27 protein-coding genes and 1 riboswitch are annotated in these 26,007 nt (G+C 65.3%); of the genes, 9 read left to right on the forward strand and 18 right to left on the reverse strand.

Annotation, left to right across the window (positions count from 1 at the left end):
- The first annotated feature begins 41 nt into the window (after positions 1 to 41).
- From DM373_RS06925 to DM373_RS06940, 4 genes are all read left to right on the forward strand, one after another.
- Positions 42 to 953, forward strand: a complete 912-nt coding sequence (locus tag DM373_RS06925; protein WP_110992825.1) for a LysR substrate-binding domain-containing protein — start codon at positions 42 to 44, stop codon at positions 951 to 953.
- Positions 954 to 1,080: 127 nt separating this feature from the next.
- Positions 1,081 to 2,571 carry an aldehyde dehydrogenase gene (locus DM373_RS06930; RefSeq protein WP_110992885.1) on the forward strand — a complete coding sequence of 497 codons (1,491 nt, stop codon included), beginning with the start codon at positions 1,081 to 1,083 and terminating at the stop codon, positions 2,569 to 2,571.
- Positions 2,572 to 2,792: 221 nt separating this feature from the next.
- Positions 2,793 to 3,833, forward strand: a complete 1,041-nt coding sequence (locus DM373_RS06935; protein WP_110992826.1) for an ABC transporter substrate-binding protein — start codon at positions 2,793 to 2,795, stop codon at positions 3,831 to 3,833.
- A gap of 106 nt (positions 3,834 to 3,939) precedes the next feature.
- Entirely contained in the window at positions 3,940 to 4,791 is an 852-nt protein-coding gene (locus DM373_RS06940) for a helix-turn-helix transcriptional regulator (RefSeq protein WP_110992827.1), read from the forward strand.
- A 93-nt stretch (positions 4,792 to 4,884) separates the two neighbouring features.
- Here the strand turns inward: DM373_RS06940 and DM373_RS06945 are convergent, their stop codons facing one another.
- From DM373_RS06945 to DM373_RS06970, 6 genes are all read right to left on the reverse strand, one after another.
- Positions 4,885 to 6,222 (reverse strand): OprD family porin, encoded by a 1,338-nt coding sequence (locus DM373_RS06945; protein ID WP_110992828.1) that lies wholly within the window; start codon positions 6,220 to 6,222, stop codon positions 4,885 to 4,887.
- Positions 6,219 to 6,653: a pseudoazurin gene (locus DM373_RS06950; protein ID WP_110992829.1), complete on the reverse strand. Its 435-nt coding sequence runs from the start codon at positions 6,651 to 6,653 to the stop codon at positions 6,219 to 6,221. The genes DM373_RS06945 and DM373_RS06950 overlap by 4 nt, the downstream gene beginning before the upstream one ends.
- 17 nt (positions 6,654 to 6,670) lie before the next feature.
- The gene (locus DM373_RS06955) at positions 6,671 to 7,459 is read right to left on the reverse strand and encodes an ABC transporter ATP-binding protein (RefSeq protein WP_110992830.1); all 789 of its coding nucleotides are present in this window, start codon (positions 7,457 to 7,459) and stop codon (positions 6,671 to 6,673) included.
- The gene (locus DM373_RS06960; RefSeq protein WP_110992831.1) at positions 7,456 to 8,472 is read right to left on the reverse strand and encodes a FecCD family ABC transporter permease; all 1,017 of its coding nucleotides are present in this window, start codon (positions 8,470 to 8,472) and stop codon (positions 7,456 to 7,458) included. The genes DM373_RS06955 and DM373_RS06960 overlap by 4 nt, the downstream gene beginning before the upstream one ends.
- A complete protein-coding gene (locus tag DM373_RS06965) occupies positions 8,469 to 9,482 on the reverse strand; it encodes an ABC transporter substrate-binding protein (protein ID WP_110992832.1) in 1,014 nt (337 codons plus the stop codon). The genes DM373_RS06960 and DM373_RS06965 overlap by 4 nt, the downstream gene beginning before the upstream one ends.
- 113 nt (positions 9,483 to 9,595) lie before the next feature.
- Positions 9,596 to 9,793: riboswitch (cobalamin riboswitch) on the reverse strand.
- 26 nt (positions 9,794 to 9,819) lie between these two features.
- A complete protein-coding gene (locus DM373_RS06970) occupies positions 9,820 to 10,986 on the reverse strand; it encodes an acetyltransferase domain-containing protein (protein WP_110992833.1) in 1,167 nt (388 codons plus the stop codon).
- Positions 10,987 to 11,208: 222 nt separating this feature from the next.
- On the opposite strand from DM373_RS06970, the gene DM373_RS06975 reads away from it, so the two are divergent.
- Positions 11,209 to 11,661, forward strand: a complete 453-nt coding sequence (locus DM373_RS06975; protein WP_110992834.1) for a hypothetical protein — start codon at positions 11,209 to 11,211, stop codon at positions 11,659 to 11,661.
- A 406-nt stretch (positions 11,662 to 12,067) separates the two neighbouring features.
- Here DM373_RS06975 and DM373_RS06980 read toward each other — a convergent pair whose 3' ends face one another.
- Complete coding sequence (locus tag DM373_RS06980; protein WP_110992835.1) at positions 12,068 to 12,844, reverse strand: ParA family protein; 777 nt, start codon at positions 12,842 to 12,844, stop codon at positions 12,068 to 12,070.
- Positions 12,845 to 12,970: 126 nt separating this feature from the next.
- Entirely contained in the window at positions 12,971 to 13,447 is a 477-nt protein-coding gene (locus tag DM373_RS06985; RefSeq protein WP_110992836.1) for a DUF2059 domain-containing protein, read from the reverse strand.
- Positions 13,448 to 13,622: 175 nt separating this feature from the next.
- Here DM373_RS06985 and dgt point away from each other — a divergent pair, with 175 nt between their 5' ends.
- On the forward strand, positions 13,623 to 14,831 hold the full coding sequence (gene dgt, locus DM373_RS06990) for a dGTP triphosphohydrolase (protein ID WP_110992837.1): 1,209 nt from the start codon (positions 13,623 to 13,625) through the stop codon (positions 14,829 to 14,831).
- A gap of 21 nt (positions 14,832 to 14,852) precedes the next feature.
- On the opposite strand, the gene DM373_RS06995 is transcribed toward dgt, so the two are convergent.
- The 4 genes from DM373_RS06995 to DM373_RS07010 all read right to left on the reverse strand — a co-directional run bounded on the left by DM373_RS06995 (position 14,853) and on the right by DM373_RS07010 (position 17,962).
- Positions 14,853 to 15,437: a LysE family translocator gene (locus DM373_RS06995; protein WP_110992838.1), complete on the reverse strand. Its 585-nt coding sequence runs from the start codon at positions 15,435 to 15,437 to the stop codon at positions 14,853 to 14,855.
- Positions 15,438 to 15,486: 49 nt separating this feature from the next.
- Positions 15,487 to 16,317, reverse strand: coding sequence for an AraC family transcriptional regulator (locus DM373_RS07000; protein ID WP_110992886.1), 831 nt, complete (start codon positions 16,315 to 16,317; stop codon positions 15,487 to 15,489).
- Between the two features lie 75 nt (positions 16,318 to 16,392).
- Complete coding sequence (locus DM373_RS07005; RefSeq protein WP_110992839.1) at positions 16,393 to 17,007, reverse strand: LysE family translocator; 615 nt, start codon at positions 17,005 to 17,007, stop codon at positions 16,393 to 16,395.
- 34 nt (positions 17,008 to 17,041) lie between these two features.
- A complete protein-coding gene (locus tag DM373_RS07010; RefSeq protein ID WP_110992840.1) occupies positions 17,042 to 17,962 on the reverse strand; it encodes a LysR family transcriptional regulator in 921 nt (306 codons plus the stop codon).
- A gap of 102 nt (positions 17,963 to 18,064) precedes the next feature.
- On the opposite strand from DM373_RS07010, the gene nfsB reads away from it, so the two are divergent.
- Together nfsB and DM373_RS07025 are read left to right on the forward strand one after the other, a co-directional pair.
- On the forward strand, positions 18,065 to 18,718 hold the full coding sequence (gene nfsB, locus DM373_RS07015) for an oxygen-insensitive NAD(P)H nitroreductase (RefSeq protein WP_110992841.1): 654 nt from the start codon (positions 18,065 to 18,067) through the stop codon (positions 18,716 to 18,718).
- A 504-nt stretch (positions 18,719 to 19,222) separates the two neighbouring features.
- The gene (locus DM373_RS07025; RefSeq protein ID WP_110992843.1) at positions 19,223 to 19,618 is read left to right on the forward strand and encodes a DUF1801 domain-containing protein; all 396 of its coding nucleotides are present in this window, start codon (positions 19,223 to 19,225) and stop codon (positions 19,616 to 19,618) included.
- 163 nt (positions 19,619 to 19,781) lie between these two features.
- On the opposite strand, the gene DM373_RS07030 is transcribed toward DM373_RS07025, so the two are convergent.
- From DM373_RS07030 to DM373_RS07055, 6 genes are all read right to left on the reverse strand, one after another.
- A complete protein-coding gene (locus DM373_RS07030) occupies positions 19,782 to 20,279 on the reverse strand; it encodes a hypothetical protein (RefSeq protein WP_110992844.1) in 498 nt (165 codons plus the stop codon).
- Between the two features lie 150 nt (positions 20,280 to 20,429).
- Positions 20,430 to 20,591 carry a hypothetical protein gene (locus DM373_RS07035; protein WP_208642781.1) on the reverse strand — a complete coding sequence of 54 codons (162 nt, stop codon included), beginning with the start codon at positions 20,589 to 20,591 and terminating at the stop codon, positions 20,430 to 20,432.
- Positions 20,592 to 20,620: 29 nt separating this feature from the next.
- Positions 20,621 to 21,775 (reverse strand): cysteine desulfurase family protein, encoded by a 1,155-nt coding sequence (locus DM373_RS07040; protein WP_110992845.1) that lies wholly within the window; start codon positions 21,773 to 21,775, stop codon positions 20,621 to 20,623.
- Between the two features lie 173 nt (positions 21,776 to 21,948).
- Positions 21,949 to 22,428, reverse strand: coding sequence for a DUF2269 family protein (locus DM373_RS07045; RefSeq protein WP_110992846.1), 480 nt, complete (start codon positions 22,426 to 22,428; stop codon positions 21,949 to 21,951).
- Between the two features lies 1 nt (position 22,429).
- Positions 22,430 to 23,557, reverse strand: coding sequence for a saccharopine dehydrogenase family protein (locus tag DM373_RS07050; RefSeq protein WP_110992847.1), 1,128 nt, complete (start codon positions 23,555 to 23,557; stop codon positions 22,430 to 22,432).
- Between the two features lie 105 nt (positions 23,558 to 23,662).
- Positions 23,663 to 24,589 (reverse strand): LysR family transcriptional regulator, encoded by a 927-nt coding sequence (locus DM373_RS07055; RefSeq protein ID WP_110992848.1) that lies wholly within the window; start codon positions 24,587 to 24,589, stop codon positions 23,663 to 23,665.
- Positions 24,590 to 24,727: 138 nt separating this feature from the next.
- Here DM373_RS07055 and DM373_RS07060 point away from each other — a divergent pair, with 138 nt between their 5' ends.
- Positions 24,728 to 25,957, forward strand: coding sequence for an acyl-CoA dehydrogenase (locus DM373_RS07060; RefSeq protein WP_110992849.1), 1,230 nt, complete (start codon positions 24,728 to 24,730; stop codon positions 25,955 to 25,957).
- Positions 25,958 to 26,007: the final 50 nt, after the last annotated feature.

Genomic DNA, 26,007 nt, shown 5'->3' on the forward strand with positions numbered 1-26,007 from the left:
GGAGATAATCCGCTATTCGATCAATTCTTGGTGCACGAATCGTGAATAATCTGCCGAACCTCGACGACCTTGATATCTTCCTGCAGGTAGCGCGCCGCGCCAGCTTTGCCGCCGTGGCGGACGAGCGCGGCATGTCGGCGGCGTTCGTCAGCAAGCGCATCCGCCTGCTCGAAGAGAGCCTGGGGGTGCGCCTGCTGCACCGCACCACCCGGCGGGTGACGGTGAGCGAAGAGGGCGAGCGGGTCTACCAGTGGGCGCAGCAGATCTTCGAGACCCTGCAACGCATGGGCGACGACCTCAACGCCGGCCAGCGCGAGCCCGCCGGGCAACTGCGCATCGCCAGCAGCCTGGGCCTGGGCCGGCGCTTCGTGGCGCCGGCATTGTCGGAGCTGGCGGCGCGCTACCCACGGCTGGACATCCGCCTGGACGTGCACGACCGCCTGGTGGACCTGATCGCCGAAGGGGTGGACCTGGACATCCGCGTCGGCAACGTCATCGCCCCGCACCTGATCGCCAAGCCGCTGGCGCGCAACCGCCGGGTGCTTTGCGCGGCGCCCGGCTACCTGGCCGAACGCGGCACGCCCAAGGTGTTGGCCGACCTGGCCAGCCATGACTGCCTGGTGATCAAGGAGCGCGACCACCCGTTCGGGCTGTGGCACCTGGAAGGCCCGCAAGGCGAGGAGAGCGTGCGGGTGACCGGCGCCCTGTCGAGTAACCATGGCGAGGTGGCGCACCAGTGGTGCCTGGACGGGCGGGGCATCTTGCTGCGCTCATGGTGGGATGTTCACGACAGCATCGAGGACGGTCGGCTGGTGCAGGTGCTGCCCGACTACCAGCAGGCGGCGGACATCTGGGCGGTGTACACCGCGCCGCTGGCCGGTTCGGCCAAGGTGCGGGTAGCGGTGGAGTTCTTCCGCCAGTACTTCGCCGAGCGCTATCAGTTGCCCAACTGATGGCCTAGAGAGTTTTTTCATAGGTCTGGAGAACATTTTTACTAATTTTCCCGCCGCCCAGAGTGGCGCACCATCGGCTCACATCAATAACAACTGACCGCGAATGCGGTCGATGTGGGAGCGCAGCGTGTTCGACCTTTCCTTCTGGCAGCAGCGGGCCAACCGCCAAACATTCATCGACACTGCCCTGATTGGCGGCCATTCGGTGAAGGCCTCGTCGGGGGCGACTTTCGACGCCATCAACCCAGCCACCAATCAGTTGCTCGCCCGGGTGGCGGCCTGTGCTGAAGACGAAGTCGACCTGGCCGTGCGCAGCGCCCGCCGCGCATTCGAGCAAGGGCCCTGGGCGCGCATGGCACCCACCCAGCGCAAGAAAATCCTCATCAAGCTGGCTGACCTGCTGCTGGCGCACCGCGAAGAACTGGCGCTGCTGGACTCGCTGAACATGGGCAAGCCGGTGATGGATGCCTACAACATCGACGTGCCCGGCGCGGCCGGGGTGTTCGCCTGGTACGGCGAGGCGCTGGACAAGGTCTACGACCAGGTCGCGCCCACCGCCGCCAATGCGCTGGCCACCATCACCCGCGAACCTCTGGGCGTGATTGCCGCGGTGGTGCCGTGGAACTTCCCGCTGGACATGGCCGCCTGGAAGCTGGCGCCGGCACTGGCCGCCGGCAACAGCGTGGTGCTCAAGCCCGCCGAGCAGTCGCCGTTCTCGGCCCTGCGCCTTGGCCAGCTGGCACTGGAGGCGGGCATCCCCGAAGGCGTGCTGAACGTGGTGCCGGGGTTGGGTGAGCAGGCCGGCAAGGCCCTGGGGCTGCACCCGGACGTCGATTGCCTGGTGTTCACCGGCTCCACCCAGGTGGGCAAGTACTTCATGCAGTACTCGGCCCAGTCGAACCTCAAGCAGGTGTGGCTGGAGTGCGGCGGCAAGAGCCCCAACCTGGTGTTCGCCGACTGCCAGAACCTTGACCTGGCCGCCGAGAAGGCCGCCTTCGGCATCTTCTTCAACCAGGGTGAGGTGTGCTCGGCCAACTCGCGGCTGTACGTGCAGCGCTCGATCCACGACGAGTTCGTCGAGCGGGTGATCGCCAAGGCCCAGGCCTGGCTGCCGGGCGACCCGCTCGACCCGGCCAGTGCCGCCGGCGCGATCGTCGACAGCGAGCAGACCGCGCGCATCGTGCGGGCGATCGGCCAGGCGCGCGAGGAGGGCGCGACGCTGCTCAGCGGTGGCGAGCAACTGACCTTCAATGGTTCGTCCAACTTCATCACGCCGACGATTTTCGGCAACGTCGGCAGCGACAGCCGCCTTGCCCGCGATGAAATCTTTGGGCCGGTGCTGGCCATCAGCGCGTTCGACAGCGAAGAGCAGGCGGTGCAGCTGGCCAATGACAGCATCTATGGGCTGGCGGCGTCGGTATGGAGCGACGACCTCAACCGCGCCCACCGTGTGGCCAAGGCGCTGAAGGCCGGTACGGTTTCGGTCAATACCATGGATGCGCTGGATACCACGGTGCCGTTTGGTGGCGGCAAGCAGTCCGGGTTCGGCCGCGATCTGTCGCTGCACTCGTTCGACAAGTACACGCAGTTGAAGACCACCTGGTTCCAGTTGCGGTAAGGGGTTGGGGCTGGGAGGTGTTCGTCTTTGGATGTTCTGCGCCTGGGAGATCGAGCGCCGCGCGGGCGGCGCTCGATCTTGAGGGCGCTACCGCTTTCTTGTCATGCACCAGGAACCACCCATAACAAAAAATCCCCCCGCATCCCCCCGGGCACTGCGGGTTCGGGCCGACTGGCCCAACTGCCTCGATACACACAACCATAAATCGTGAGGGAGTTTCCATGCGTACCATCACCGCGTCACTCAGCCTTGCAGTGCTCGCCGCTGCCAGCCTTCCCGCCCTTGCCGGCACTTCCAGCCTCACCGTCATCTCCTTCGGCGGCGCCACTAAGGCGGCGCAGCAGGCCGCCTACTTCCAGCCCTTCGAGCAGAGCGGGGCAGGCAAGGTGGTGGCCGGCGAGTACAACGGCGAACTTTCCAAGGTCAAGGCCATGGTTGATGTCGGCCATGTGTCCTGGGACGTGGTGGAGGTCGAAAGCCCCGAGCTGATCCGCGGCTGCGAGGCGGGCCTGTTCGAGCGCATCGACCCGGCCCTGCTGGGCGACCAGGCGAACTACCTGCCCGGTACCGTGAGCGAGTGCGGCGTGGCCAGTTATGTCTGGTCCATGGTGCTGGCCTACAACACCCAGAAACTCGCCAACGGGCCGACCTCGTGGGCGGACTTCTGGGACACCCAGCGCTTCCCGGGCAAGCGCGGGCTGCGCAAGGGCGCCAAGTACACCCTCGAGGTCGCGCTGCTGGCCGATGGCGTTCCACGCCAGGACCTGTACACCGTGCTGGGCACGCCGGAGGGGGTCAATCGGGCCTTCAAAAAGCTCGACCAGATCAAGCAGAACATCCAGTGGTGGGAGGCCGGCGCGCAACCGCCGCAATGGCTGGTGGCCGGTGATGTGGTGATGTCCGCTGCCTACAACGGGCGCATCGCCTCGGCGCAGAAGGACGGTTCCAAGCTTGGCATCGTCTGGCAAGGCAGCCTGTACGATCCGGACCACTGGGCCATCGTGCGCGGCTCCAAGAGCAAGGAACTGGCGCAGCAGTTCATCACCTTCGCAAGCCAAGCCGCCACGCAGAAAACCTTCTCCAGCCACATTCCCTACGGCCCGGTGCGGACCGATGCGGTCAATGCATTGCCGGCCGACATCCAGCAGCAACTGCCAACGGCCCCGGCCAACCTGGCCGAGGCCCAGCTGGTGAACGCCGAATTCTGGGTCGACCACGGCGAAGAGCTGGAAGAGCGCTTCAATGCCTGGGCGGCGCGCTGACCCCCGCGCTACCGCGCGCTGGTGAGCCCGCCCCGGGCATGGAAAGATGGGAAACGCCGTTGCAGCGATGCAACGGCTTTTTCCGATTCAAGAGGCAAGCAAGCAGATGAGCAGAGACCGCCTTCAATCCGCAGAGTGGTTCGAGCAGATCGCCCACGTGGTCGATTGCATCGGCACGTCGGCGTTCGTCGAGTCGCTGTTCGCCGCGCTGAACTACCTGGCGCCTTCCCACGCCATCACCGTGTTCCTGTTCCCCCATCAAGGGCTGCCGTCGGCCTTGTTCGAGCGGGACGAGGAGGGGCCGTGGATGCCCGAGGGCAGCATCGGCAAGTACCTGGAAGGCTTCTACCTGCTGTGCCCGTTCTACCGGGCCTGCATCGAGGGCATTGCCCCTGGCTGCTACCGGCTGAGCGATGTGGCACCGGACCACTTCAAGCGCAGCGAATATTACGTGTCGTTCTACCAGCATGCGCGGCTCGAGGATGAGCTGAACTACATCGTGCCACTGGGGCCCAAGCTGACCATCGCCGTGGCCTTGGCCAGTACCCGCCGCCTGGGCCGGCAGCAGGTCGACGAACTCAAGCGCATTGCCCCCTGGGTGCTGGCCGTGGTGCGCCGGCATTGGGGGGACCTGGATGCGGATGCGCTGGGTGGGCGCTTCGAAAGTGCGCTGGGGCGCCAGATCAACGCCGCGCTGACCCAGTTCGGCTCGTCGCTGTTGACCGAGCGTGAGTGCCTGGTGGCCCAGTACATGTTGCGCGGGCATTCCATCCGCTCGCTGGCCGAACGGTTGGGGATCAGCGAAGACACGGTCAAAACCCACCGCAAGCATGTGTACAGCAAACTGGACATCGCCAAGCAGTCGGAGCTGTTCTCGCTGTTCATCGCCTCGGTGGCCCAGGCCCAGGAAGGTTTGAGCAAGGATCCGTTGGAGAGCTACCTGCGGCGCAGGCGGTGAGGTTCGCCGTGAGGTTTGCAGCGCTCGATCTCAAGAGCGCTGCAAACCTGTCGCCTTGCACCTGGTGGCCCACATACGGTCGTCAAAGGGCCATCAGAGCCCCCCGCTGATCGGCCACTCCACCGCCACCCTAATCTGATCCCCATCCAACTCCGCCTGCGCCGTATCCCCCCGGTGCACGTTATGCCGCAGCGAAACCGCCACCCCCTTGGCCGCCCCACTCTGCACCACATAGCGCGCCTCCAGGTCCCGCTCCCAGTGCTTGCCATCCTTGCCATACCCCAGATACGTATACCCCCCACGCGGATCCACATGCGTGCCATCGATACCGAACCCGCGCACATACAACGCCGTCAGGCTCAACCCCGGCACGCCATAGGCCCCCATGTTCAGGTCATACCTGGCCTGCCACGACTTCTCGTTCGGCGCATTGAAGTCCGACAGCTGCACGGCGTTACCCAGGTAGATCGCCCCGCGGCTGACGTAGTCGAACGGTGTGTTGCCGTCCACCTGCTGCCAGCCCAGGCTGAACGCGTGCGGGCCCTGGGCGTAGCGCGAGACCAGGCTCCAGGTGGTGTTGTCGATGCGCCCGGACAGGGCCTTGCCAGTGTCGGTGGTGCGGTACAGGTTGAGGTCCAGGCTCAGGCTGCGCCGGTCGTCGAAGGCGTGGCTGAGGGTGCTGCCGAGGTAGTGCTGGTTCCAGGTGTCCTGGTAGCGGGACGTGTACAGGCTGGCGCTGGCGTTGGCGGTCGGGTTCCACACGGCGCCGGCCAGGTCGAAGCTGTTGCCCTGGCGGCCGTTGGAGTAGTTCACCACGAAGCCTTGGTCGTGGCTGGAGGCATTGCGGTCGGTGCCTTCGTTGAAGTGCCCGGCCACCAGCTTGAGCCGGTCGATCTCGTTGCTGGTGAGGAACCAGCCGGTGAAGGTCTCGGGCAACAGGCGGCTGTCTGACGAGCTGAACACCGGGGTCTTGACCCGTTGCTCGCCGTAGGTCAACACGGTGTTGGAGGCGCGCAGCTTGACCGCCGCACCGCCTCGGCTGTATTCGCGCTTGGGGTGGCCGTCGTTGTCGATGGCCAGCAGGCGCGCCTTGCCGGCGCGGCCGCCGCCGCTGTCGAGCTGCACGCCAAGGTAGGCGTGGGCATCGACGCCCACGCCGATGAGGCCTTGGGTGAAGCCGGAACTGAGGGTGCCCATCAGGCCATGGGCCCATTCCTCGGCCTTGCCGCTGCGTTCGGCGCGGGGTTTGTAGGCGTTGCGCGCGGCACTGTTGCGCCCGCCGTTGCGGTAGTCGCGCTGGTCGTAGACGGTGCGGTTGAGCAGGCTCCAGCTGCTGTCCTCGACGATGCCATTGGCCTTGGACTGGGCGGACTCGGCCAGGGCCAGCGGGCTGAGGCCGAGCAGCGGCAGGGCGATGAACAGCGGTTTCATTGCCCGGCCCCCAGCTTTTGCAGCTGCACGGCGAGGCGGCTGGCCGCGCGGGCAGGCAGGGCGCCTGGCAACTGCGCCGGCGCGGGCTCACCCACTTGCACCAGCATCACCATGCCCATCGCCAGGTGGGGGATGCACTGGATGCCATAAAGCCCGGGCTGGCTGAAGGTGTATTCGAACGGCTGGTTGAGCTTGCTCTTGAACGCTTCGACGCCTGCCGGCAGCAGGCCAGGAATGCTCGCGGCGTTGTGCCCGGCCTGGGTCGGCAGAAAGCGCACGGTGTCGCCCGGGGCAATGCGCAGGTGGTCCGGCTCGTAGACCATCGCCCCCTCGGCGCCGCGGTTGAGCATCTTCACTTCGAACACCTCGGCCTGGGCGGCGGCGGTGGTCAGCAAGGCGGCAAGCAGCAGGGCGGCGGAGCGAGGCGGCATGGGCAGAACTTCCTGGTTCAGGGGGCGCGAAAGCGCAGGATGCGCGCGCCGTCGAAGGGGTCGGTGAGGTAGTGGGCGCGCACGCCAAAGGTGCTCAGCAGGCGCTCTGGGGTGAGTACGGCTTCGGGCTTGCCGAGGGCGACCAGGCGGCCCTGGTCGAGCACGGCCAGGCGGTCGCAGGTGAGGGCCTGGTTGAGGTCGTGCAGCGCCACCAGGGTGGTCACCGGCAGGGCCTGGACCTGTTGCAGCAGGCTCAGCTGGTGCTGGATATCCAGGTGGTTGGTCGGCTCGTCGAGCAGCAGCAGTTGCGGGCGCTGGGCCAGGGCGCGGGCGATGTGCACGCGCTGGCGTTCGCCACCGGACAGCTCGCGCCAGATGCGCTGGCTGAGGTGGCTGGCGTCGACGTCGGCCAGGGCCTGGTCGACGATGGCGCGGTCGGCCTTGCCGAAGGGTGCCAGTGCCGACAGCCAGGGCGTGCGGCCCAGTGCCACGGCTTCGAAGACACTGATGGCGTCCTGGGTGTCCGCCTGTTGCTCGACCAGTGCCAGCTGCTGGGCGATGCGCCGACGTGGCAGTGTCGCCAAGGGTTCCCCGAGCAAGTGCACCTTGCCCGTGGTGGGCATGCGCAGGCCGGCGAGCAGCTTGAGCAAGGTGGATTTGCCCGAGCCGTTGGGGCCGACGATGCCGAGGGTTTCACCGGGGCGCACGGCCAGGTCGATAGCTTGCAGCACCTCACGGTCACCCAGGCGCAGGCTCAAGCCCTGGCAGGCGAGCGGGGCCACTTCCAGCGAATTGAGCGCGGTCATGGGCGCCCCCGGCGGCTTACCAAAATCAGTGCGAACACCGGTGCGCCGATCAGCGCGGTGACCACGCCCACGGGGATTACCTGGCCGGCGATCAGGGTACGCGAAAGGATGTCGGCGACGATCAGGAACAGCGCACCGCCAAGGGCGCTGGCCGGCAACAGGCGGCTGTGGCCGGGGCCGAGCAGCAGGCGCAGGGCGTGGGGGATGACCAGGCCAACGAAGCCGATGGCGCCGACGATCGACACCATCACCGCGGTCACCAGCGCCGTGCAACTGATCAGCAGCAGTTGGGTGCGGCGTACCGGCACGCCCAGCGAGGCGGCGGAATCGGCGCCGAAGGTGAAGGCGTCCAGTGCGCGGCGGTGCCACAGGCACACCGCAAGGCCAAGCACGGCCACCGGCAGTGCCAGCCACACCGACGGCCAGCGCACGCCACTGAGGTTGCCCAGCAGCCAGAACAGGATGCCGCGTGCCTGCTCGGCGGTGGCCGACTTAGTGATCAGGAAGGCGGTCAGGGCGTTGAACAGTTGCGACCCGGCAATACCTGCCAGGATCACCTGGGCGTTGTTGTGGCTGCTACCGCTGGCGCGCGACAGCAAAAGCACCAAGCCGAACGCTGCCAGCGCGCCGATGAAGGCACCGCCGGACAGCGACAGCGCCGCGCCGCCCAGGCCGAGCAGGCCGACCGCCACGGCGCCGGTCGAGGCGCCTGCGGACAGGCCCAGCAAGTAGGGCTCGGCCAGCGGGTTGCGCAGCAGCGCCTGCAGCACCACGCCGCAGGTGGCCAGGCCCGCGCCGCAGGCGGCGGCGACCAGGGTGCGCGGCAGGCGGTAGTTCCAGACGATGCCGGCGTCGATCGGGTCGAGGGCGTGGCCGGCCTGCCACAGCTGGTTGGCCAGCACCTGCCAGACCAGGTCGATGCCCAGGCGGGTTTCGCCGATGGCGATGCCGGCGAGCATGGCCAGCAGCAGGGCGGCCAGCGCGGCAAGGGCGAGGGGCAGCAGGCGGCTCATGGTTGTGGCGCTTGGCCGCTGGCGAAGGCTGTGGACAAGCGTTCAAGGCCGCGGAACAGGCGAATGCCGGCCTGCATGGCGTCGGCATCGAGGACGATGATGCGGCCGTTCTTCACGGCGTCCATGTTCCTGGTTACCGGGTCGCTGCGCAGGAATTCGAGCTTCTTCTGGAAGTCGTCGGCGGGGAAGCGGCGGCGGTCCATGCGGGCGACGATCAGCCAGGTGGGGTTGGCTTTGGCCAGGGTTTCCCAACCCACGGTGGGCCATTCTTCGCTGGACTCGACCACGTTGCGCACGCCCAGGGTCTGCAGCATGAAGTCGGCCACGCCCTGGCGGCCGGCGACGTAGGGGTCGATCTCAAGGTCGGCGCTGGAGAACCAGAACAGCGCGCTGGTGCCGGCAAGGTCCTTGCCGGCCAGTTGCTGTTTAGCATGTTCCAGCTGGCCCTTGAGTTGCGCGTTCAGCGCCGCGCCACGGTCCTGCACGTCGAAGATCTCGGCCAGCTGGCTGACGCTCTTGTAGATGGTCTCGACCTTGAACGGCTGCAGGCGGGTGCCGTCGGCGCCGACCAGGTTGTCCTTGCCTTCGCAGTCGGACGGTAGCAGGTAGGTGGGGATCTTCAGCTCGGCGAACTGCTCGCGGGTGCCGACCACGCCCTGGGCGCCGACCATCCACTCGAACTGCACGGCCACCAGTTGCGGGCGTTTGCCCACCACGGCTTCGAAGCTGGGGTCGTTGTCGGCCAGGCGTTCGACCTTGTCGTTCTGCGCCTTGAACTCGGGCAGCACGTTGTTGAACCACAGCGAGGTGCCCGCCAGCTTGTCGCCCAGGCCCAGCGCATAAAGCATCTCGGTGCCGGCCTGGCCGATGGTCACGGCGCGCTCGGGCGCCTGGGCGAAGGTTTGCGCCACGCCGCAGTTTTCGACGGTGAGCGGGTAATGCGTGGCGGCAGCCTGGGCCAGGCCGGTCAGCGACATGGCGGCGAGCAGGGTGGCGATACGGGGCAGCATGGTCGGGCGATCTCCTGTCGAAGGGTGCACGGAATGAGCACGGACAGGCATCGCCGGGCTTCGGGCAGGGCGCCCGAGGCAACAAGCGGATGGCCATCCCGGACACCCCGCCGGTTGGTGAACATGTGCCGGCAGGTCTCCTGACTGGTGCGTCCTGGCCCTGCGCCAGCCTTCCCGGACACATGGTCCAGTGGCATCGATGGCGCGGGCTCGGCACCTACAGTTGCGGGGGCAGTTCCCTTTGGCGCGCGTGTGGCGGCCTGGGGATTCCCTATTAATTCCGAGTGGAAACCGGCGGGCGGCATGGTAGACCATCACCCGCCGGGTGAAAACGCCTTTACAGGTATTTGAGCCAGGCGATGTCGCGCCGGCGTGCCTTCAGGCGCGCGAACCCGCGCACCGGCAGGTACAGCGCCGCAGCCAGCAGCACGGCACTGAGCCACACCGCGGCGATGCCGTCGAAGCCGAAATAGTCGCCATGGTTGAGACCGAACAGCGCCACGCAGGCCAGGTACAGCAGCTTGAGCACATACAGGTGCAGCAGGTAGAAGAACATCGGCGCGGCGCCGAACACCGCCAGCATGCTGATCCAGCGGGCGCAACCTGCGCGCTCGAAGCCGCGCAGCAGCAACAGGCCGGCGCCCAGGGTCAGGGCGAGGAACAGCAGTGACGGCGGGTATTTGGTGATGTTGAAGAAGCTCATCAGGGTGTGCGTGACACTCGGGTAGCTGCTCCATGGCGCTTCGCCGTAACCGTTGAGCAGGCGCAGCACGACGAAACCGAGCAGTGCGGCGCTGCCGGCCAACAGCAAACGGTGCTGGCGCTCGGCGGCAGGGCGGGTGCGGGCGAACCACGGACCCAGGCCATAACCCAGGGCGATCACGCCAATCCACGGCAGTACCGGGTAGGAGGTGCGCAGGCGCAGGCTGTCGGTGGCTTGCAGCCAGCCACGGTCGTGCAGGATCGCCCAGGGCACGTGCAGCGCCGACTCCGGGCCGAAATGCAGGCCGTCGAGCAGGTTGTGCCCGGCCACGATCAGCGCACCCAGCGCCAGCAGCGCCGGGCGCGGCAGCCACACCAGCAGCGACAGGGCGATCATGCTGATACCGATGGCCCAGATCACTTGCAGGTAGATCACGCCAGGCGGCAGCTGGAAGGTCCAGGCGAAGTTGACCAGGGTGAACTCCAGCGCCACCAGAAACAGCCCGCGCTTGAACAGGAACGCCGAGACGTCGCTACGGCCCTGGTACTTTTCGCCGTACAGCCAGGCCGACAGCCCGGTCAGCAGCACGAACACCGGCGCGCACAGATGGGCCAGGGTGCGGCTGGCGAACAGGCTGGGGTCGGTGGTGTCGATGCTCATCGGGTCGCTGACCTGGCGGTGCAGGAAGAAGGTTTCGCGCACGTGGTCGAGCAGCATGAACAGGATCACCAGGCCGCGCAGGGCATCGATGCTCTGCAGGCGCTGGGTGAGCAGGGTGGGGGAGGCGGTGGCGCTGGTCATCGGCAAGGGGTCGCAGGCATGAATTAATGTCAAATGAAACGTTATCTTATAACTATTTGTCTTGTGCTGAACAGAGCCTCGGGTGGGTAAATCTGCATGGCCGCCAGCAGCGAGTGCCATCTAGTGGCGATTGGCCTGCTCGGGCCACTTGTGCTTTGGCGAGCATTGGCGGATATATGCAGGCCGCGTGACGATGAATGTAATTTGCCGACAAGGACTGCCATGAAACCCACCCATCTGCTGCTGGCCTCATTGCTGCTGGCGTTGCCGTGCGCCTCGGCCCTGGCCGACAGCTGCCGCAAGAACATCCAGGGCGGCGAGGATTGCCGCTACAGCGACGGCACTACCTCAACCAGCCGCGCCAATATCATGGGCGGCTTCGATACCACCTACAGCGACGGGCGCCGCTCCAGCAGCCGCTCGAATATTCAGGGTGGGTTGGATACGCGCTACAGCGACGGCAGCTCTTCCAGTAGTCGGTCGAATATCCAGGGTGGGCAGGACACGCGCTATAGCGATGGGCGCTCTTCCAGCAGCCGGGCGAATATTCAGGGTGGGCAGGATACGCGCTACAGCGATGGCAGCTCTTCCAGCAGTCGGTCGAATATCCAGGGGGGGCAGGACACGCGTTATAGCGGGGGTAGCGGTGAGCGTGATCAGGGGCGGCGGTGGTAGGGGCTGCAGTGTGTTCGGCTGGGTATCTTCAGCGCCTATCAGATCGAGCGCCGCCCGCGCGGCGCTTCGCGGGTAAATCGCAGCGGCGAACCGCCGCTCCCACAGTTTGTTTCGGGCCAATTATTCCTGTGAAAGTACCGGCGCCTGCCTTGGTGCATGCCTTGAGTCATGTGGGGCGGCGGAAACGCCCACACTGAAACCGCGTTGTACCAACAAGGCGGACCAGATGATGGCACAGGAAAGACTGGCCCGAAACAAACTGTGGGAGCGGCGGTTCGCCGCTGCGATTTACCCGCGAAGCGCCGCGCGGGCGGCGCTCGATCTCGAGAGCGCTGCAAAGCTATCGCCCTACACCTGCCCGCCCAAACGCGCGACTAAGTCGGCCACTTGAACCCCCACATCTCCCTCACGCCGCCCGCTCCAGCACATCCAGCAACTCGACAAACTCCTGCGCCAGCCGGTGGCGTGGCGCCAGGTGCACCAGGGGCACCGCCGCTTCATGGGACTCGCGCATCTTGATCGAGTTGCTCAGGTACACCGGCAGCACCGGCAGCCCTTCACCGCGCAGCTGGTCGACCAGGGTCTGGTGCAGGGCGGTGCGCCCGGCGAACTGGTTGACCACCACGCCTTCGACCTGCAACGCGGCATTGTGGTCCTGGCGCAGCTCTTCGACCTCGGCCATCACGTTGAGCAGCGCCTGGCGCGAGAAGCTGTCGCAGTCGTAGGGGATCAGCAGGCGCTCGGCAGCCACCAGGGCGCTGAAGGTGTAGAAGTTCAGCGCCGGTGGGGTGTCGATGTAGATCCGCTCGTAGTCCGCCGACAGCTCCACCAGCAACTTGCGCAGCTTGTTGATCTTGAACTTGCTCTCCAACTTGCCCTGCAGGTCGGCAAGGTCGGGGCTGGCGGTGATCAGGTGCAGGTTGGCGTAGCGGGTTTCGGTGATGGCCACGCGGTGCTTCTTGCCGGTGGCCGGCGCGGGGGCGAGGGTCTGGCGGAAGAAATCGGCGATGCCTGCCGGGATGTCGTGGTTGACCAGGCCGGTCAGGTAATAAGTGGCGTTGGCCTGGGGGTCGAGGTCCACCAGCAGGGTGCGATAACCTTCGGCGGCACTGGCGGCGGCCAGGTTACAGGCAATGCTGGACTTGCCTACACCGCCTTTCTGGTTGAACACGACACGACGCATGGCTGAATCATCCTTGAGGGAAAATGGCAGATCGGGGTCAATCCTATGACCGAAAGGTGACAGTTTTAAGACAAAGCTTGTTACATGTCCTGCCAGCATCCTGCACCAGGGCGTACAGCGCCACTTTCACGGGGCGGCTTGCTGCAACGCCTGGAGTTCGTCCTCGACCTCTTGCATGCGCGCTTCGACCAAGGCCTGCACTTTCGGGTCCCTGGCGCTTTCGCGCATCAGCGCGGTCAGCTTTTCACTCAGCCGCTTGCCTTCAGCAGTCTCGCCCAGCGCCTTGGCCTTGGCCGGGTCGCGGGTGGCGGCGACGATGGTGTCGAACTCGCCATCGTCGAAGTTCTTTTCGCTGTAGAGCCGGTACAGGTCCTGGCGCTGGTCCTCGACGGTCAGGTGCTTGCGCAGTACCGTCTTGATCTGTTCTTCGGGCAGCTTTGGGTGGGTTACGGCCAACAGCTGCGCCATGCGCCCGATGTTGTGCTCGTAGGCTTCCTGCAGGGGCAGGTTGGAGCGGATCTTTTCTTCGCGGCTGGGTGCCTGGTCGCAGGCAGCGAGGGCGGTAAGCAGCAGGGGCAACAGCAGTCTTGGCAAGCGGGGCATGGGGCAGGGGCCTTGGGTACGGTCAGGTTGGCGAGTGTACTGCATGCGATCTGGACAGGTGCATTGGGATCAAAGCAAGGAAGACGCCTGCGGCAAACATAAAGTTGTTTGACGGCTTTTGCGTGGTCATCTAGTTATGTCCTTCGGAGATAACATTGGATGAAAGGACGAGGCCATGTACGACAGAGAAGTTATTGACTATGCCAAGGAGCAGGAAGCGCGGGTCGCGGTACTGGAATACCGCGTCCATGCTGTTGACCATGGACGTTCGACTGGGCGCCAGGCATTGATGCGAGATTATGCGCGAATCTTGTACTCATCCTCGTTCCGACGCCTGCAAGGCAAGATGCAGTTGTTGGGAATCGATGCGGGGCGCTTCAATCGCAATCGCCTGACTCACAGTCTTGAGGTAGCCCAAATTGCCCGCTCTATTGCCAGCGATCTGGACATGAAGGAAACCGTGGTCGTCGAGGCGGCTGCGCTGGCTCATGACATTGGCAATCCCCCGTTCGGCCATCATGGCGAGACCGTGCTCGACGAACTTTGCGGTGAGTGTGGAGGCTATGAGGGCAACGCTCAGGCGTTTCGCATCCTGCGCACCCTGGAGCGCAAGCACCATGCTTACGACGGCCTGAACTTGAACGTACGCACACTCATGGCGGTGACCAAGTATTTTCATTTGCGCCGGAGCAATCCGAAGAAATTCCTCTATGACGATGACTACGCGTTCCTCAGTGCCGAGTTGCAAAAGCACGACCTGCAAATCGTGAAAAGCATCGACGCTGAAATCATGGACCTGGCCGACGAGATTGCCTACGCCGCTCACGACCTTGAGGATGCCTTGAGCTTCGGCCTGATCAGCCTTGGCGAGATTCTTCATGAATTCAAAATCAGCGATCGTTTCTGCGAGGCCTACCCAGTTATTGAGCGCTTGGCCAAGGAGGTTCAAACCGATGCCATGCAGGCTAAGCGATTAGGCACTTCGGAAGAGTACGCCATGGTGCTGAAGAAGGAGCTGACCTCCAAGATCGTTCACATCCTCTGTTCCGATATCGGACTGGTCGACGGCAAATTGGGGTACAAAGAACACGCCAAGTTGGCTGAGGGCCTGAAGAAACTGCTTTTCAAAGCAATTCTGCGCAAAAAGGATGTGCAGTTGTACGAGAAGAAGGGCGAGCAGGTAATCAGAAAGCTGTTCGAGGTCTACAGCGACCCGCAGTACAACAAGAACAACATGCTTCTGCCGCCGGAACTACGCACGATCAATGACTGCCAGCAACGCGTGGTGACCGACTACATTGCTGGAATGATGGACCTCTACGCGATCCAAGAGTACGAGCGGTACTTCGGCAAGGGCAGCCTTGATCGTTATTACTTTGATTGAAACGATTCAGGCCCTGGGGCGCTACAGCAGCAGCGCCGACCAGGTCGACACCAGCAACAACCCCGCCAGGCTCTGGTTGAACCAGCGCAATGCCCGCGGTGAATTGAGCCAGCGCGCGCTGCCAGCACCCAGCAGCGCCCAGGCGGTCATGCTCGGCAGGGCGATCAGCAGAAACACCAGGGTCAACCACCACAGCGGCAGGGCTGGGGTGGCGAACAGGCTGATCATCGCCAGCGCCATCAGCCAGACCTTGGGGTTGACCAGCTGCAGGGTGGCCGCCTGCAATGGGCCGAAGCCTGCATTGCCACCGGCCTGCAACGGCGCACCGGCGCTACGCAGCATGCGCCAGGCCAGCCAGCTCAGCCACAGCGCGCCCGCCCAGCCGAGGAGCTGCTGCGCCTTCGGATGATCAAGCAACAGTTCGCCCAGGCCCAGGCCAACCAACAGCACCACCGCCGCCGCCGCGCCACAGGCCGCCACGGTGGGCGCCAGGCTGGCGCGCACGCCGCGCTGGGCACCCTGGGCGAGGATCAGCAGGTTGGTCGGCCCCGGGCTGATGCTGGAGGCCAGGGCGAAGAGGACGAAAGGCAAAAGGCTGTGGGACATGGTCGAGGCTCCGGTTGATCGTGGCCTCATGTTCGCAACCGCCCTGGCTTCAGTCTGGAAGGTTTGAGCAGCGTTTGCGGTAGTCCGCCGGCGTGAGCCGGTAGGCGCGGCGGAACCAGCGGCCCAGGTGGCTCTGGTCGGCGAAGCCGAGGGCCGTGGCGACCTCGGCCGGGCTCTGGCCACGGGCCAGCAACTGCCGCGCCCGGGTTAGGCGCAGCTGGATCAGGTAGGCATGCGGGGCCAGGCCGTAGGCGGCCTTGAAGGCGCGGGTCAGGCGGAAACGATCGACGCCGCAGACCCGCGCCAGGTCGTCCAGGCCGATGTCCTGGTCGAGGTGCGCATGCAGGTAGTCGCGGGCCACTTGCGCGGTCAGCGGCAGGCGCGGGTCAGGGTCGAGGCGCCGACGCCACTGCAGGTGGCCGGTGAGGCAGGCCAGCAGGTCGTCGATGGCGGTCTGGCGGACGATGCGCAGTTCCTGCTGGTGCAAGGCGTTGAATGCGCGGCTGGTGGCAGCGGCCAGCCGCGTATCGCAGTGCAGGGTGGCGGCGAAGCTGGGGAGGGCGTCGCTGGGTGCCTGCTCGAACAGCGTGCGCAGTTGGTTATCCAGCCAGTGGCTGTCGAGGTACAGGGTGGAGTAGGTGAAGCCTTCGGCGGTGGGCGCCAGGCCGTCATGCAAGTCGCCGGGCTCGAGCAGGAACACCTGGCCGGGTGTGCTCTGGTGGCGCACCCGGCGGCAGTTGAACTGCTGCACGCCCTGTTCGGTGACGCCGACCAGGAAGCTGTCGTGCCAGTGCGGGTCGTAGGCGTGGCCGGTGAAATGGGCGCGGACCGACTCGATGCCGGTCTCGGCGTCCTGCTTGAGGTCGATCCAGTGGCTCATGGCGAGGGCCGGTTGCGGTGGGTGCTCGACCATAACGCAGAACCGGCCCTGGGGTTTAGAACGATTGTGCAGTGCTTAACGCTGGGCGAATGCCAGGTTGATGCCAAGGCCCGCGAACGAGGCGGCAAAGCCCCGGCGCAGCCAGGCCTGCACCTTGGGCGAGTCGATCACCGCACGGCGGAACAGGTGGGCGAGCAGGCCATAGAGCACGAACACGACGAAGGTCATCAGCATGAACACCGCGCTCAGGCCGAGCATCTGCACCACGGCGGAGCCGGCGTGGGGGTCGATGAACTGCGGCAGGAAGGCGAGGAAGAACAGCGTCAGCTTGGGGTTGAGGATGTTCAGCAGGCAGGCCTTGAGCACCAGCTGGGCGGCAGCGGCCGGCGGGGCCTTTTCATCCACGGCGAAGGCTGCGCGATCACGCCAGGTGGCGTAGGCCAGGTACAGCAGATACGCGACCCCGGCGAACTTCAGCCCCTGGAAGGCCAGGGCGCTGGCGTGCAGCAGCGCCGACAGGCCGAGCACCGAGGCCAGCAGGTGGGGCACGATCCCCAGGGTGCAGCCCAGGGCGGTCCACAGGCAGGCGCGGCGCCCGGCCACCAGGGCGCTGGAGACGGTGAGAATCACCCCGCTGCCGGGGATCAGCACGATGATCAGGGCGGTGAGCAGAAATTCCAGGCTCGGCATGGGTGACAGCTCCTTGCAGTCGGGGGAAGCGCCACTATACGCCGGGGCCGACCGGCTGCAATACACCCTCCGGGCGCAGCGTGGCGAAGCGTTCGCGCAGCCAGCCATGAAGCTGCGCCACCGCGGGGGTGATCTGTTTGCGATGCGGGCACACCAGGGTGACCGGGGTCGGCTCGCCGGGGTGTTCGGGCAGCAGGATTTCCAGGGCGCCGGCGGCGATGTCGGCGCTGACGTCCAGCCACGACTTGTAGACGATGCCTTCGCCTTCCAGGGCCCAGCGCCGCACCACGTCGGCGTCGTCGCTGAACAGTGGCCCGCGTACCTGCACGGTGCGGTTGCCCAGGCGCCATTTGTCGTAGACCCGGCTCTGTTGCGAGTACAAAAGGCAGTCGTGCTGTTGCAGTGCCTCGGGCGTTTGCGGTCGGCCGTGGCGGGCCAGGTAGCCGGGGGCGGCCACCACCACCCGGCGGTTCCACGGCGCCAGGGGCAGGGCGATGTAGTTGGCGTCTTCGTTGAGGCCGTAGCGGATGGCGACGTCCACCGGGTCGCGGTAGAAGTCGGCCATCTGGTCGGAGAGCAGAAAGCGCAGGCTCAAGCCCGGGTGCTCGCGGCGAAACGCACTCAGCCAGGGCCGTAGCAGGTTGCGCCCCAGGTCCGAAGGGGCGGCCACCTGCAGCACGCCACGCAAGCTGCTGTGGTTGCCGTGCAGGTCTTCGCGGCCCTGGCGCAGGGTGTCGAGCACGCGTTGGGCGGTGGGCAGGTACAGCTCGCCCTCGGCGGTGAGGCGCAGGCTGCGGGTGGTGCGGGCGAACAGGCGCACATCGAGCTCGCGCTCCAGGCGCTTGATCGCCGCCGCCACCTGGCCGGGCAGCAGGTCGGCCTCGTGGGCGGCAGCGGTGAAGCTGCCCAGGGCGCTGGCACGGGCAAACAGTTCCAGGTCGGTGATGCGCAGCATTTTCACTCCAGGGATGAAAGTGTTGCTGCATTGTGCTGGTTTTTCTTTGCTGCCGGGAAGATAAGATGCGCCTCAATCACGAACCCCGAGGAGTTGCCGTTCATGGATACCGTTGCCCTGGCCAAGCGCCGCTACACCACCAAAGCCTACGACGCCAGCCGTCGCATCCCCCAGGCCACCATCGATGCGCTGCTCGAGCAATTGCGCCACAGCCCGTCCTCGGTCAACTCGCAGCCTTGGCACTTCATCGTTGCCGACACCGATGAAGGCAAGGCGCGCCTGGCCAAGAGCACCGAGGTGGGCTTTGCCTACAACACGCCGAAGATCCTCAATGCCTCCCATGTGATCGTGTTCGCCACGCGCACCGACATGACCGAGGCGCACCTGCAGGCGGTGCTGGAGCAGGAAGGCAAGGACGGGCGTTTCCGCAGCGACGAGGCCAAGGCCGGGCAGGACCAGAGCCGCCGTTTCTATGTCAACCTGCACCGCCACGACAACAAGGACCTGCAGCACTGGATGGAGAAGCAGACCTACCTGGCTCTGGGCACCGCGCTGCTGGGCGCCGCCGCCTACGGGCTGGATGCCACGCCGATCGAAGGGTTCGATCCGAAGGTGATGGATGCCGAGCTGGGCCTGCGCGAGCGTGGCTTTACCAGCGTGGTGGTGCTGAGCCTGGGCTACCACAGCGAGGAAGACTTCAATGCCGGGCTGGGCAAGTCGCGCCTGCCGGCGGCCGAGGTGTTCACTTTCCTCTGAAAGTAGAGGCGCCGCCATGCGGCGCTTTCGCCGGCAAGCCGGCTCCCACGGGTTCAGCATCAGCCTTCAGGGCCGCGCGGTCGTTGTGGGAGCCGGCTTGCCGGCGAATGGTCCGCATCGCGGCCCCAGTGACGCCTATTCGCTCCTCCTGCTCTTCCCCTCCATATCATCGATCAGCGCCTTGGCCAGGGCGCTGAAGGCGTCCGGGTAGCAGCCGCCTGGCGCGCACAGCTGCCATGGCGAAGCGGCGATTATCGTGGAAAGGATTTTTCACACCCGCTCGCCTAACCCAATGAGATGACCCGGTTAAGCAATCCCTGAGGTCTTTCCCCGTCAACGCAGCAACTTCCGGCAGGTGCGTGGGATCGTTCCTAGGCTGGCCGGGCTGAAGCATTTAGTTTCGAACTCGGAAATATCTTACGGATGCGGGAGCGTTCACTGGCAAGACAGTTCTGAAAAAATGCGGCTGCGGGCCTAGAGAATTGCAGGGCATGGTAAATACTCATGCCTTCACTGTTGGAGGATCTTTTCGTGTCTCACCCCACCGCCTCGCAGCTGATCGATGCCCGTATTGCCGCCTTGACCGACTGGCGAGGCCCCCGCCTTGCGCAAGTGCGCGCCCTGATCCGCCGGGCCGACCCGATCGTGCGCGAGGAAGTGAAATGGCGCGGTACGCCCGTCTGGTTCCATGCCGGTGTCCTCTGCACCGGCGAATGCTACAAGGACAAGTTGAAGCTGACATTCCTCAAAGGCGCGGAACTTGCGGACCCGACCGGATTGTTCAATGCCAGTCTCGATGGCGGCACTCGGCGCGCCATCGATCTATTCGAAGGCGACCGCCTCAATGAGCGGGCGTTCATGGCGCTGATTCGGGCAGCGGTGATCTTCAATCTGGGCTGAGTGTTCACACCGTCCCAGCATGGCAAGGGTGTACAGCGGATCAGTGAACAGTGCTCTGGTAATACGTCTGGGCAGGAGGTGGCTAAACCTGCCTCCTGCCCAGCGCTATGCAAATTGAAGTGCTCATCATCTCGTTCCAGGACCGTACACCTAGTCCAGGCACTTAAAACATGAAATGTCCTTCGGAAAGCTTGAATGTGAACTTCTCGCCAGGGGAGGAGGGGGTCCCCAATTCATCCATCATGGCCTTGTTCTTGATCCGTCCGAACTCGAGTTCGAAGGTGACCTCTATCATATAGATCTCAAGGCTTCCGGCGTTGTGACGAAATCCGACACGCCCCTTTGGTTCTCGGGTGGCTATGCCTTCATAAACAACACCCATGGACACATCGCCATCTGGGTAAGAGGTCACTGGGTAGACGTTGTCTTTGATATTTCTGCGAATGGATACGGCGATGCGATCAAAGGGCTTGTCAAGAATGGCAATCGCCTGGACATGGTCCTCATATTCACTTACCAGGTAGACGCTTATTGGTTTGAGCGTCACCACTCGCCCTGAGGGCCAGATCATCTTGCCTTTGAATATTGCATTGCCTTGTTGCGCTACCCCACCATATTCCGGGTTTTCCCGGATCAGGGTCACCAAATCTGTCTTTGACATGTTGCACGCTCCGCTGGCAAGGGGATGTCGATACAGCTGCCGACAGGTTATGTGGCCCCCAAAGCCCCGGTCTACTGGCATATTTATCAGGTCTTGCACAGCGCCTGTCACGATATTCGCCGCGTTGCTCGAGCGATATGGGCTCAGTCCTCACACGGCTTTGGTGTTGAGCAGGAGTACGCCCAGAGCAATGAACATTGCCCCGGTGGCGCGCTTGAACCTCGCGGCCAGCGGCGAGGCCTGCAGGCGCTGGCCAAAGCGGTAGGCGGTGAAGCAGCAGAACAAGTGCACCCGGCAGACGAGCAGCGCCATGCTCAGGCGCCGCGAACCGCGCTCACTGATTACCAGAGCGCCGCAGCGGCCGCTCCAATCACCCGCCCGAACACCGCGATCGCCTGGTCTACCTCGGCCTCGCTGGTGTAGCGGCCGATACTCAGGCGCACACTGTTGCGCGCCCGGCGTTCATCCAGGCCGAGGGCCAGCAGCACATGGGAGGCCGCATTGCTCGCCGAGTTGCACGCCGAGGTAGTGGACAGCGCAAGTTCGTTGGCCAGCAGGCGGCTGTTGAAGCCGCTGGCGTCGATGCACAGGTTGAGGGTATGGGGAATGCGTTGTACGGCGCAGCCATTGAGCGTCACGCCCGGCAGCGCCAGCAGGCCGTCGCGCAGGCGCTGGGCGAGCTGTTCCAGGTGCTGGTGCTCCAGGTCGCCAGGCTGGCCGGCAAGGGCGAAGGCGCTGCCCATGCCGACGATCTGGTGGGTGGCCAGGGTGCCGGAGCGCAGCCCGCGCTCATGGCCACCGCCGTGCATCTGCGCACGCAGGCCGTTGCGGGCGCGGGGGCCGACATAAAGCGCGCCGATGCCCTTGGGGCCATACACCTTGTGCGCCGAGAACGACATCAGGTCGACCGCCTGGCTGGCCAGGTCGATCAGCACCTTGCCCACCGCCTGGGCCGCGTCCACATGCAGCAGGGCGCCGTGTTCGCGTACCCGCGCGCCGATGGCGGCGAAGTCGGTGAAGGTGCCCAGTTCGTTGTTCACCGCCATCAGCGACACCAGCCGGGTGTCCGCCCGCAGCGCTGCCTGCACGGCATCGGGCTGGATCAGGCCCTGGGCGTCAGGTGCCAGGCGGGTTACCGCCCAGCCCTGGCGCTCCAGCTCGGCTGCGGTGTCGAGCACGGCTTTGTGCTCCAGCTGGCTGGTGATCAGGTGCCCGGGCTGTGGGTAGCTTTGGGCGACACCCTTGAGGGCGAGGTTGTTGGACTCGGTGGCGCCGGAGGTCCACACCAGGTCCTCGGGCTGCGCGCCGACTCGCTCAGCCACCTGACGGCGGGCCTGCTCGACCACTTCGCGGGCGGCCTGGCCGAAGCTGTGGCCGCTGGAGGCGGGGTTGCCGAAGTTGGCGGCACGGCCCAGGCAACCGAGCATGGCCTCGATGACCCGGTCATCGACAGGGGTGGTGGCGGCGTAATCGAAATAGAGGGGGGTGTTGTGCATAGCGTGAGCTTGTCCGTGCGGGACGCCGCCAGTCGGCATCCATGTACGGCATGTTACGAGGCCCGATGAGCAAAGGTTTTTCCTATTGATCGCCCGCTAGGTTGTTTCAGAATAATTCTTTCTATGGTGCGCAAGGTTAGGAGAAAAAAATTCTCCTCATGCTGCCTTTCAAGTCACAGCCATTGCCACGGCGCCTGTTTTTTCACCATTACCAGCACCATCAGGAACATCCCGGCGAATCCGATCACACCCATCCACAGCCAGTAACGGTAGAGCCGGTGGTAGCGCGGGCAAAGCGGGGAGTGCACCTCGGCGGCCTGGGCGGCGAGGGCCTGCAGGCGGGTTTGCAACAACAGTACCGGCAACCATAGCGCACCCACACCGAAGAAGATCGCCAGCGCGGCGCGCAGCCAGTCCATCGACCAGTCCATGCCTGCCATGCGCACCATGGCATAGCCGGTCAACAACTGCAGGACGCCGGCCGGGGTGGTGATCCAGGCGTCGAAGCGCACCACCATCCTGGCCACGGCGGCGATCACCCGTGCATCGCCTGTGCGGTGGGCGGCGATCAGATACAGGTAGGAGCCCATGCCGAAGCCGAACAGGAACACGGCGGCGATCACATGCAGGTATTTCAGCAGCAGGTAGTCCATCTCAACTGCGCCCCTGCTGATAGCTGACGCTGTAGCGGATCTTGTCCGGCGCGTCGATGGCCGCCAGGTATTGCGCAACGCTGATCTCGCCCACGCAGGGGCGCGCACCTGCCGCTGGCTGGTAGCCTTCGGTCAGCCTGGCCATCAGCGCCACTGCGGCGCAGCTCGGGATCTCGGGGCCTTTGTCATCGGTTGCGCTGACCTGGGCACGCAGGCGCAGTGGCTGGCCATTTTCGTCCAGGCCGCGCACGTCCAGGTACATCGCGCTCTTGCCATCGCCCCAGCGCTCGAAGCGCAGGCCCAGGCGGTGCAGGCGCCGCGCCCAGGGCAATGGGTCGCGTACCAGGCCGTACTTCACCAGCAGCGCCAGTGCCGCGTTGGCCAGGCCGCCGGCCATCAGCCCGGCACCGGCCTTGAACGCCAGGGTGCGCGCGCCGTAACGGCTGGCGAAGATGTCCATGTCCGGCACGTCGACATTGCTCAGCAAGCGCCAGCCCAGGCCTGGCAGGTGGCGCAGTTGCAGGCCGAGCCAGCCGTCGACCGCGCAGGGCTGGCCAGCGCGCCACTGGCGAATCGGTCGCCCGGCATAGGCGAGCACGCCTTCGATGGTGGACAAACCGGGCATCTTGGCAGAGGAGGAAATGCCGTGCTCGATCGACTCGATGTGGCTGAAGCGCTGGCGTTGTTCGTCGAGGATCGCCGACGACAGGCTGGGTACCGAGCTGCAGCCACTGAGCAGCGCCACGCCCGCCTGGCGGGCGCGGGCGTCGAGCTGGGCGATGCCGTTGACGAACAGCCGGCAGTCGGCCAGGTCGCAATAGCTGGCGCCGGCCTCGATGCAGGCCTCGGCGACGCGGTAGGGCTGGCCCTGGAACGGCCCGCCGGTGTGGATCACCCAGTCGATGCCCAGTTGGCGCAGGGCATCGGCGAAACCGGGGGCCATGGCATCACCGCACCAGCTGCCATGCAGCGATGCGCCGGTGCTGCTGAGCTGTGCGCCAAGCTGGGCGAGCTGCCGGGCGTTGCGCCCGGCGATGACCAGTTGCACGCCCGGCATCTGGTTCAAGTGGCGGCTGATGATGCGCCCGAAGTTGCCGTAGGCGCCGATCACCAGGGTCCTGATAGCCATGCTGCGTTCCTTGTGCCGTGAATCTGGAATGCCCGGGGCAGGGCGGCGCAAGGTTTACCGAAAGGTCGGGGCAATGCAAGCGCGGCGGGGGCGTTGCCGCCGCGTTCAGGCGTTTTCCAGCGCCTTCTGCTCCTGGCTGGCGACCCGCTCGCACAGCTCGATGATCTGCTCGCGCATCCAACGGTTGGCCGGGTCCTGGTCGGTGCTTTCGTGCCAGTACAGGTGGGTTTCCAGGGCCGGTACCTCTACCGGCAGCGGCTGGTGACGCAACTGGTGACGGCGGGCGAAGCGCTCGGGCACGGTCATGACCATGTCGGTCTGCTGCAGCACCTGCGACGCCATCAGGTAGTGCTGCGAACGCAGTGCCACGCGGCGCTGCACGCCCATCTTGCCCAGGGCCAGGTCAACGTAGCCCAGGCCGTTGCGGCGGCTGGAAATATGGATGTGGGTCATGCCCAGGTAGCTGTCGAGGGTCAGCGTGCTGTCGGCCAGCGGGTGGCCGGGGCGCATGGCGCAGACGTAGCGGTCCTGCATCAGCTTGACGTGGCGCACCTGCGGGTCGGTGTTCAGCGGTGCGTCGACGGCGAAGTCCAGGCGCCCGGCGGCCAGCTCCTTGGTGGTTTCGCGGCGCTTGCACGGGAAGCTCTCGATCACCAGCGCCGGGGCCAGGCGGCGCAGGCGCTGGAACAGCGGCGGCAAGATCACCGCCTCGGTAAGGTCGGTCATGCTGATGCGGAAAGTCTTGCTGGCCTGCAGCGGGTTGAAGATGCGGCTCTCTTGCACCGAGGTGCGCAGCAGCGACAGGGCGTTGCGCACCGGGCCGATGATGTTCTGCGCCATGGGCGTGGGCACCATGCCCTGGGCGGTGCGCACGAACAGCGGGTCGTTGAAGGTTTCGCGCAGGCGCGACAGGGCGTTGGACACCGCCGGCTGGGTGATGCCGACAATCTGCCCGGCGCGGGTCAGGTTGGCTTCGGTGTAGATGGCGTCGAAGACGATGAACAGGTTGAGGTCGACCTTGCTGAGGTTCATGGCGCCGCTCTTCATTGGAATTATCAGCCGATCATATATCGGTTATGAATGTTAATACACAGTGAAAATAGACTAGGTGGATGAAGGGTGGCTGTTCTAGGCTGCGTCCATGTTCTTCATTGACTGAAGGTAGCCCCGATGGATTTCGCCTATTCGCCCAAGGTCCAGGCACTGCGCGAGCGTGTCAGCGCATTCATGGACGCCTATGTGTACCCGGCCGAGCCGGTGTTCGAGCGCCAGGTTGCCGAAGGCGACCGCTGGCAGCCCACCGCGATCATGGAGGAACTCAAGGCCAAGGCCCGTGCCGAGGGCCTGTGGAACCTGTTCCTGCCCGAGTCGGAATACGGCGCGGGGCTGACCAACCTCGAATACGCGCCGCTGGCCGAGATCATGGGCCGCTCGCTGCTGGGGCCGGAGCCGTTCAACTGCTCGGCGCCGGACACCGGCAACATGGAAGTGCTGGTGCGCTACGCCAGCGAGGCGCAGAAGCGCCAGTGGCTGGAGCCGCTGCTGCGCGGCGAGATCCGCTCGGCGTTTGCCATGACCGAGCCGGACGTGGCCTCGTCGGATGCCACCAACATGGCTGCCACTGCCGTGCGCGACGGTGACGAATGGGTGATCAACGGCCGCAAGTGGTGGACTTCCGGCGCTTGCGACCCGCGCTGCAAGGTGATGATCTTCATGGGCCTGTCCAACCCCGACGGCCCGCGCCATCAGCAGCACTCGATGATCCTGGTGCCCACGGACGCGCCCGGGGTGAAGATCGTCCGCCCGTTGCCGGTGTTCGGCTACGACGACGCGCCCCACGGCCACGCCGAGGTGCTGTTCGAGAACGTACGCGTGCCCTACGACAACGTGCTGCTCGGCGAGGGCCGTGGCTTCGAGATCGCCCAGGGCCGCCTCGGCCCAGGCCGTATCCACCACTGCATGCGCTCGATCGGCATGGCCGAGCGCGCCCTGGAGCTGATGTGCAAACGCTCGGTCGAGCGCACTGCCTTTGGCAAGCCACTGGCGCGGCTGGGCGGCAACATCGACAAGATCGCCGACTCACGGATGGAGATCGACATGGCCCGGCTGCTGACGCTCAAGGCCGCATACATGATGGACACCGTGGGCAACAAGGTGGCGCGCAGCGAGATCGCGCAGATCAAGGTGGTGGCGCCGAACGTGGCGTTGAAGGTGATCGACCGGGCCATCCAGATCCATGGTGGCGCGGGGGTCAGTGGCGACTTCCCGCTGGCCTACATGTATGCGATGCAGCGCACGCTGCGCCTGGCCGATGGCCCGGATGAGGTACACCGGGCGGCGATCGGCAAGTATGAGGTTGGCAAGTATGTGCCCAAGGAGATGTTGCGTAGCGGGCAGTGAAAATATCAGCCGTGTAGTTCGTTTTCGCATTATGTGTAGGGCATTTCCCA

The organism is Pseudomonas sichuanensis, from assembly GCF_003231305.1.
Taxonomy (GTDB): domain Bacteria; phylum Pseudomonadota; class Gammaproteobacteria; order Pseudomonadales; family Pseudomonadaceae; genus Aquipseudomonas; species Aquipseudomonas sichuanensis.

What these genes read in the sequence shown, in the direction of transcription:
- DM373_RS06935 (WP_110992826.1), top strand. Translation starts at nt 2,793, where the DNA reads ATGCGTACCATCACCGCGTCACTCAGCCTTGCAGTGCTCGCCGCTGCC.
- DM373_RS06940 (WP_110992827.1), top strand. Translation starts at nt 3,940, where the DNA reads ATGAGCAGAGACCGCCTTCAATCCGCAGAGTGGTTCGAGCAGATCGCC.
- DM373_RS06945 (WP_110992828.1), bottom strand. Translation starts at nt 6,222, where the DNA reads ATGAAACCGCTGTTCATCGCCCTGCCGCTGCTCGGCCTCAGCCCGCTG.
- DM373_RS06950 (WP_110992829.1), bottom strand. Translation starts at nt 6,653, where the DNA reads ATGCCGCCTCGCTCCGCCGCCCTGCTGCTTGCCGCCTTGCTGACCACC.
- DM373_RS06955 (WP_110992830.1), bottom strand. Translation starts at nt 7,459, where the DNA reads ATGACCGCGCTCAATTCGCTGGAAGTGGCCCCGCTCGCCTGCCAGGGC.
- DM373_RS06960 (WP_110992831.1), bottom strand. Translation starts at nt 8,472, where the DNA reads ATGAGCCGCCTGCTGCCCCTCGCCCTTGCCGCGCTGGCCGCCCTGCTG.
- DM373_RS06965 (WP_110992832.1), bottom strand. Translation starts at nt 9,482, where the DNA reads ATGCTGCCCCGTATCGCCACCCTGCTCGCCGCCATGTCGCTGACCGGC.
- DM373_RS06970 (WP_110992833.1), bottom strand. Translation starts at nt 10,986, where the DNA reads ATGACCAGCGCCACCGCCTCCCCCACCCTGCTCACCCAGCGCCTGCAG.
- DM373_RS06975 (WP_110992834.1), top strand. Translation starts at nt 11,209, where the DNA reads ATGAAACCCACCCATCTGCTGCTGGCCTCATTGCTGCTGGCGTTGCCG.
- DM373_RS06980 (WP_110992835.1), bottom strand. Translation starts at nt 12,844, where the DNA reads ATGCGTCGTGTCGTGTTCAACCAGAAAGGCGGTGTAGGCAAGTCCAGC.
- DM373_RS06985 (WP_110992836.1), bottom strand. Translation starts at nt 13,447, where the DNA reads ATGCCCCGCTTGCCAAGACTGCTGTTGCCCCTGCTGCTTACCGCCCTC.
- dgt (WP_110992837.1), top strand. Translation starts at nt 13,623, where the DNA reads ATGTACGACAGAGAAGTTATTGACTATGCCAAGGAGCAGGAAGCGCGG.
- DM373_RS06995 (WP_110992838.1), bottom strand. Translation starts at nt 15,437, where the DNA reads ATGTCCCACAGCCTTTTGCCTTTCGTCCTCTTCGCCCTGGCCTCCAGC.
- DM373_RS07000 (WP_110992886.1), bottom strand. Translation starts at nt 16,317, where the DNA reads ATGAGCCACTGGATCGACCTCAAGCAGGACGCCGAGACCGGCATCGAG.
- DM373_RS07005 (WP_110992839.1), bottom strand. Translation starts at nt 17,007, where the DNA reads ATGCCGAGCCTGGAATTTCTGCTCACCGCCCTGATCATCGTGCTGATC.
- DM373_RS07010 (WP_110992840.1), bottom strand. Translation starts at nt 17,962, where the DNA reads ATGCTGCGCATCACCGACCTGGAACTGTTTGCCCGTGCCAGCGCCCTG.
- nfsB (WP_110992841.1), top strand. Translation starts at nt 18,065, where the DNA reads ATGGATACCGTTGCCCTGGCCAAGCGCCGCTACACCACCAAAGCCTAC.
- DM373_RS07025 (WP_110992843.1), top strand. Translation starts at nt 19,223, where the DNA reads ATGCCTTCACTGTTGGAGGATCTTTTCGTGTCTCACCCCACCGCCTCG.
- DM373_RS07030 (WP_110992844.1), bottom strand. Translation starts at nt 20,279, where the DNA reads ATGTCAAAGACAGATTTGGTGACCCTGATCCGGGAAAACCCGGAATAT.
- DM373_RS07035 (WP_208642781.1), bottom strand. Translation starts at nt 20,591, where the DNA reads ATGGCGCTGCTCGTCTGCCGGGTGCACTTGTTCTGCTGCTTCACCGCC.
- DM373_RS07040 (WP_110992845.1), bottom strand. Translation starts at nt 21,775, where the DNA reads ATGCACAACACCCCCCTCTATTTCGATTACGCCGCCACCACCCCTGTC.
- DM373_RS07045 (WP_110992846.1), bottom strand. Translation starts at nt 22,428, where the DNA reads ATGGACTACCTGCTGCTGAAATACCTGCATGTGATCGCCGCCGTGTTC.
- DM373_RS07050 (WP_110992847.1), bottom strand. Translation starts at nt 23,557, where the DNA reads ATGGCTATCAGGACCCTGGTGATCGGCGCCTACGGCAACTTCGGGCGC.
- DM373_RS07055 (WP_110992848.1), bottom strand. Translation starts at nt 24,589, where the DNA reads ATGAACCTCAGCAAGGTCGACCTCAACCTGTTCATCGTCTTCGACGCC.
- DM373_RS07060 (WP_110992849.1), top strand. Translation starts at nt 24,728, where the DNA reads ATGGATTTCGCCTATTCGCCCAAGGTCCAGGCACTGCGCGAGCGTGTC.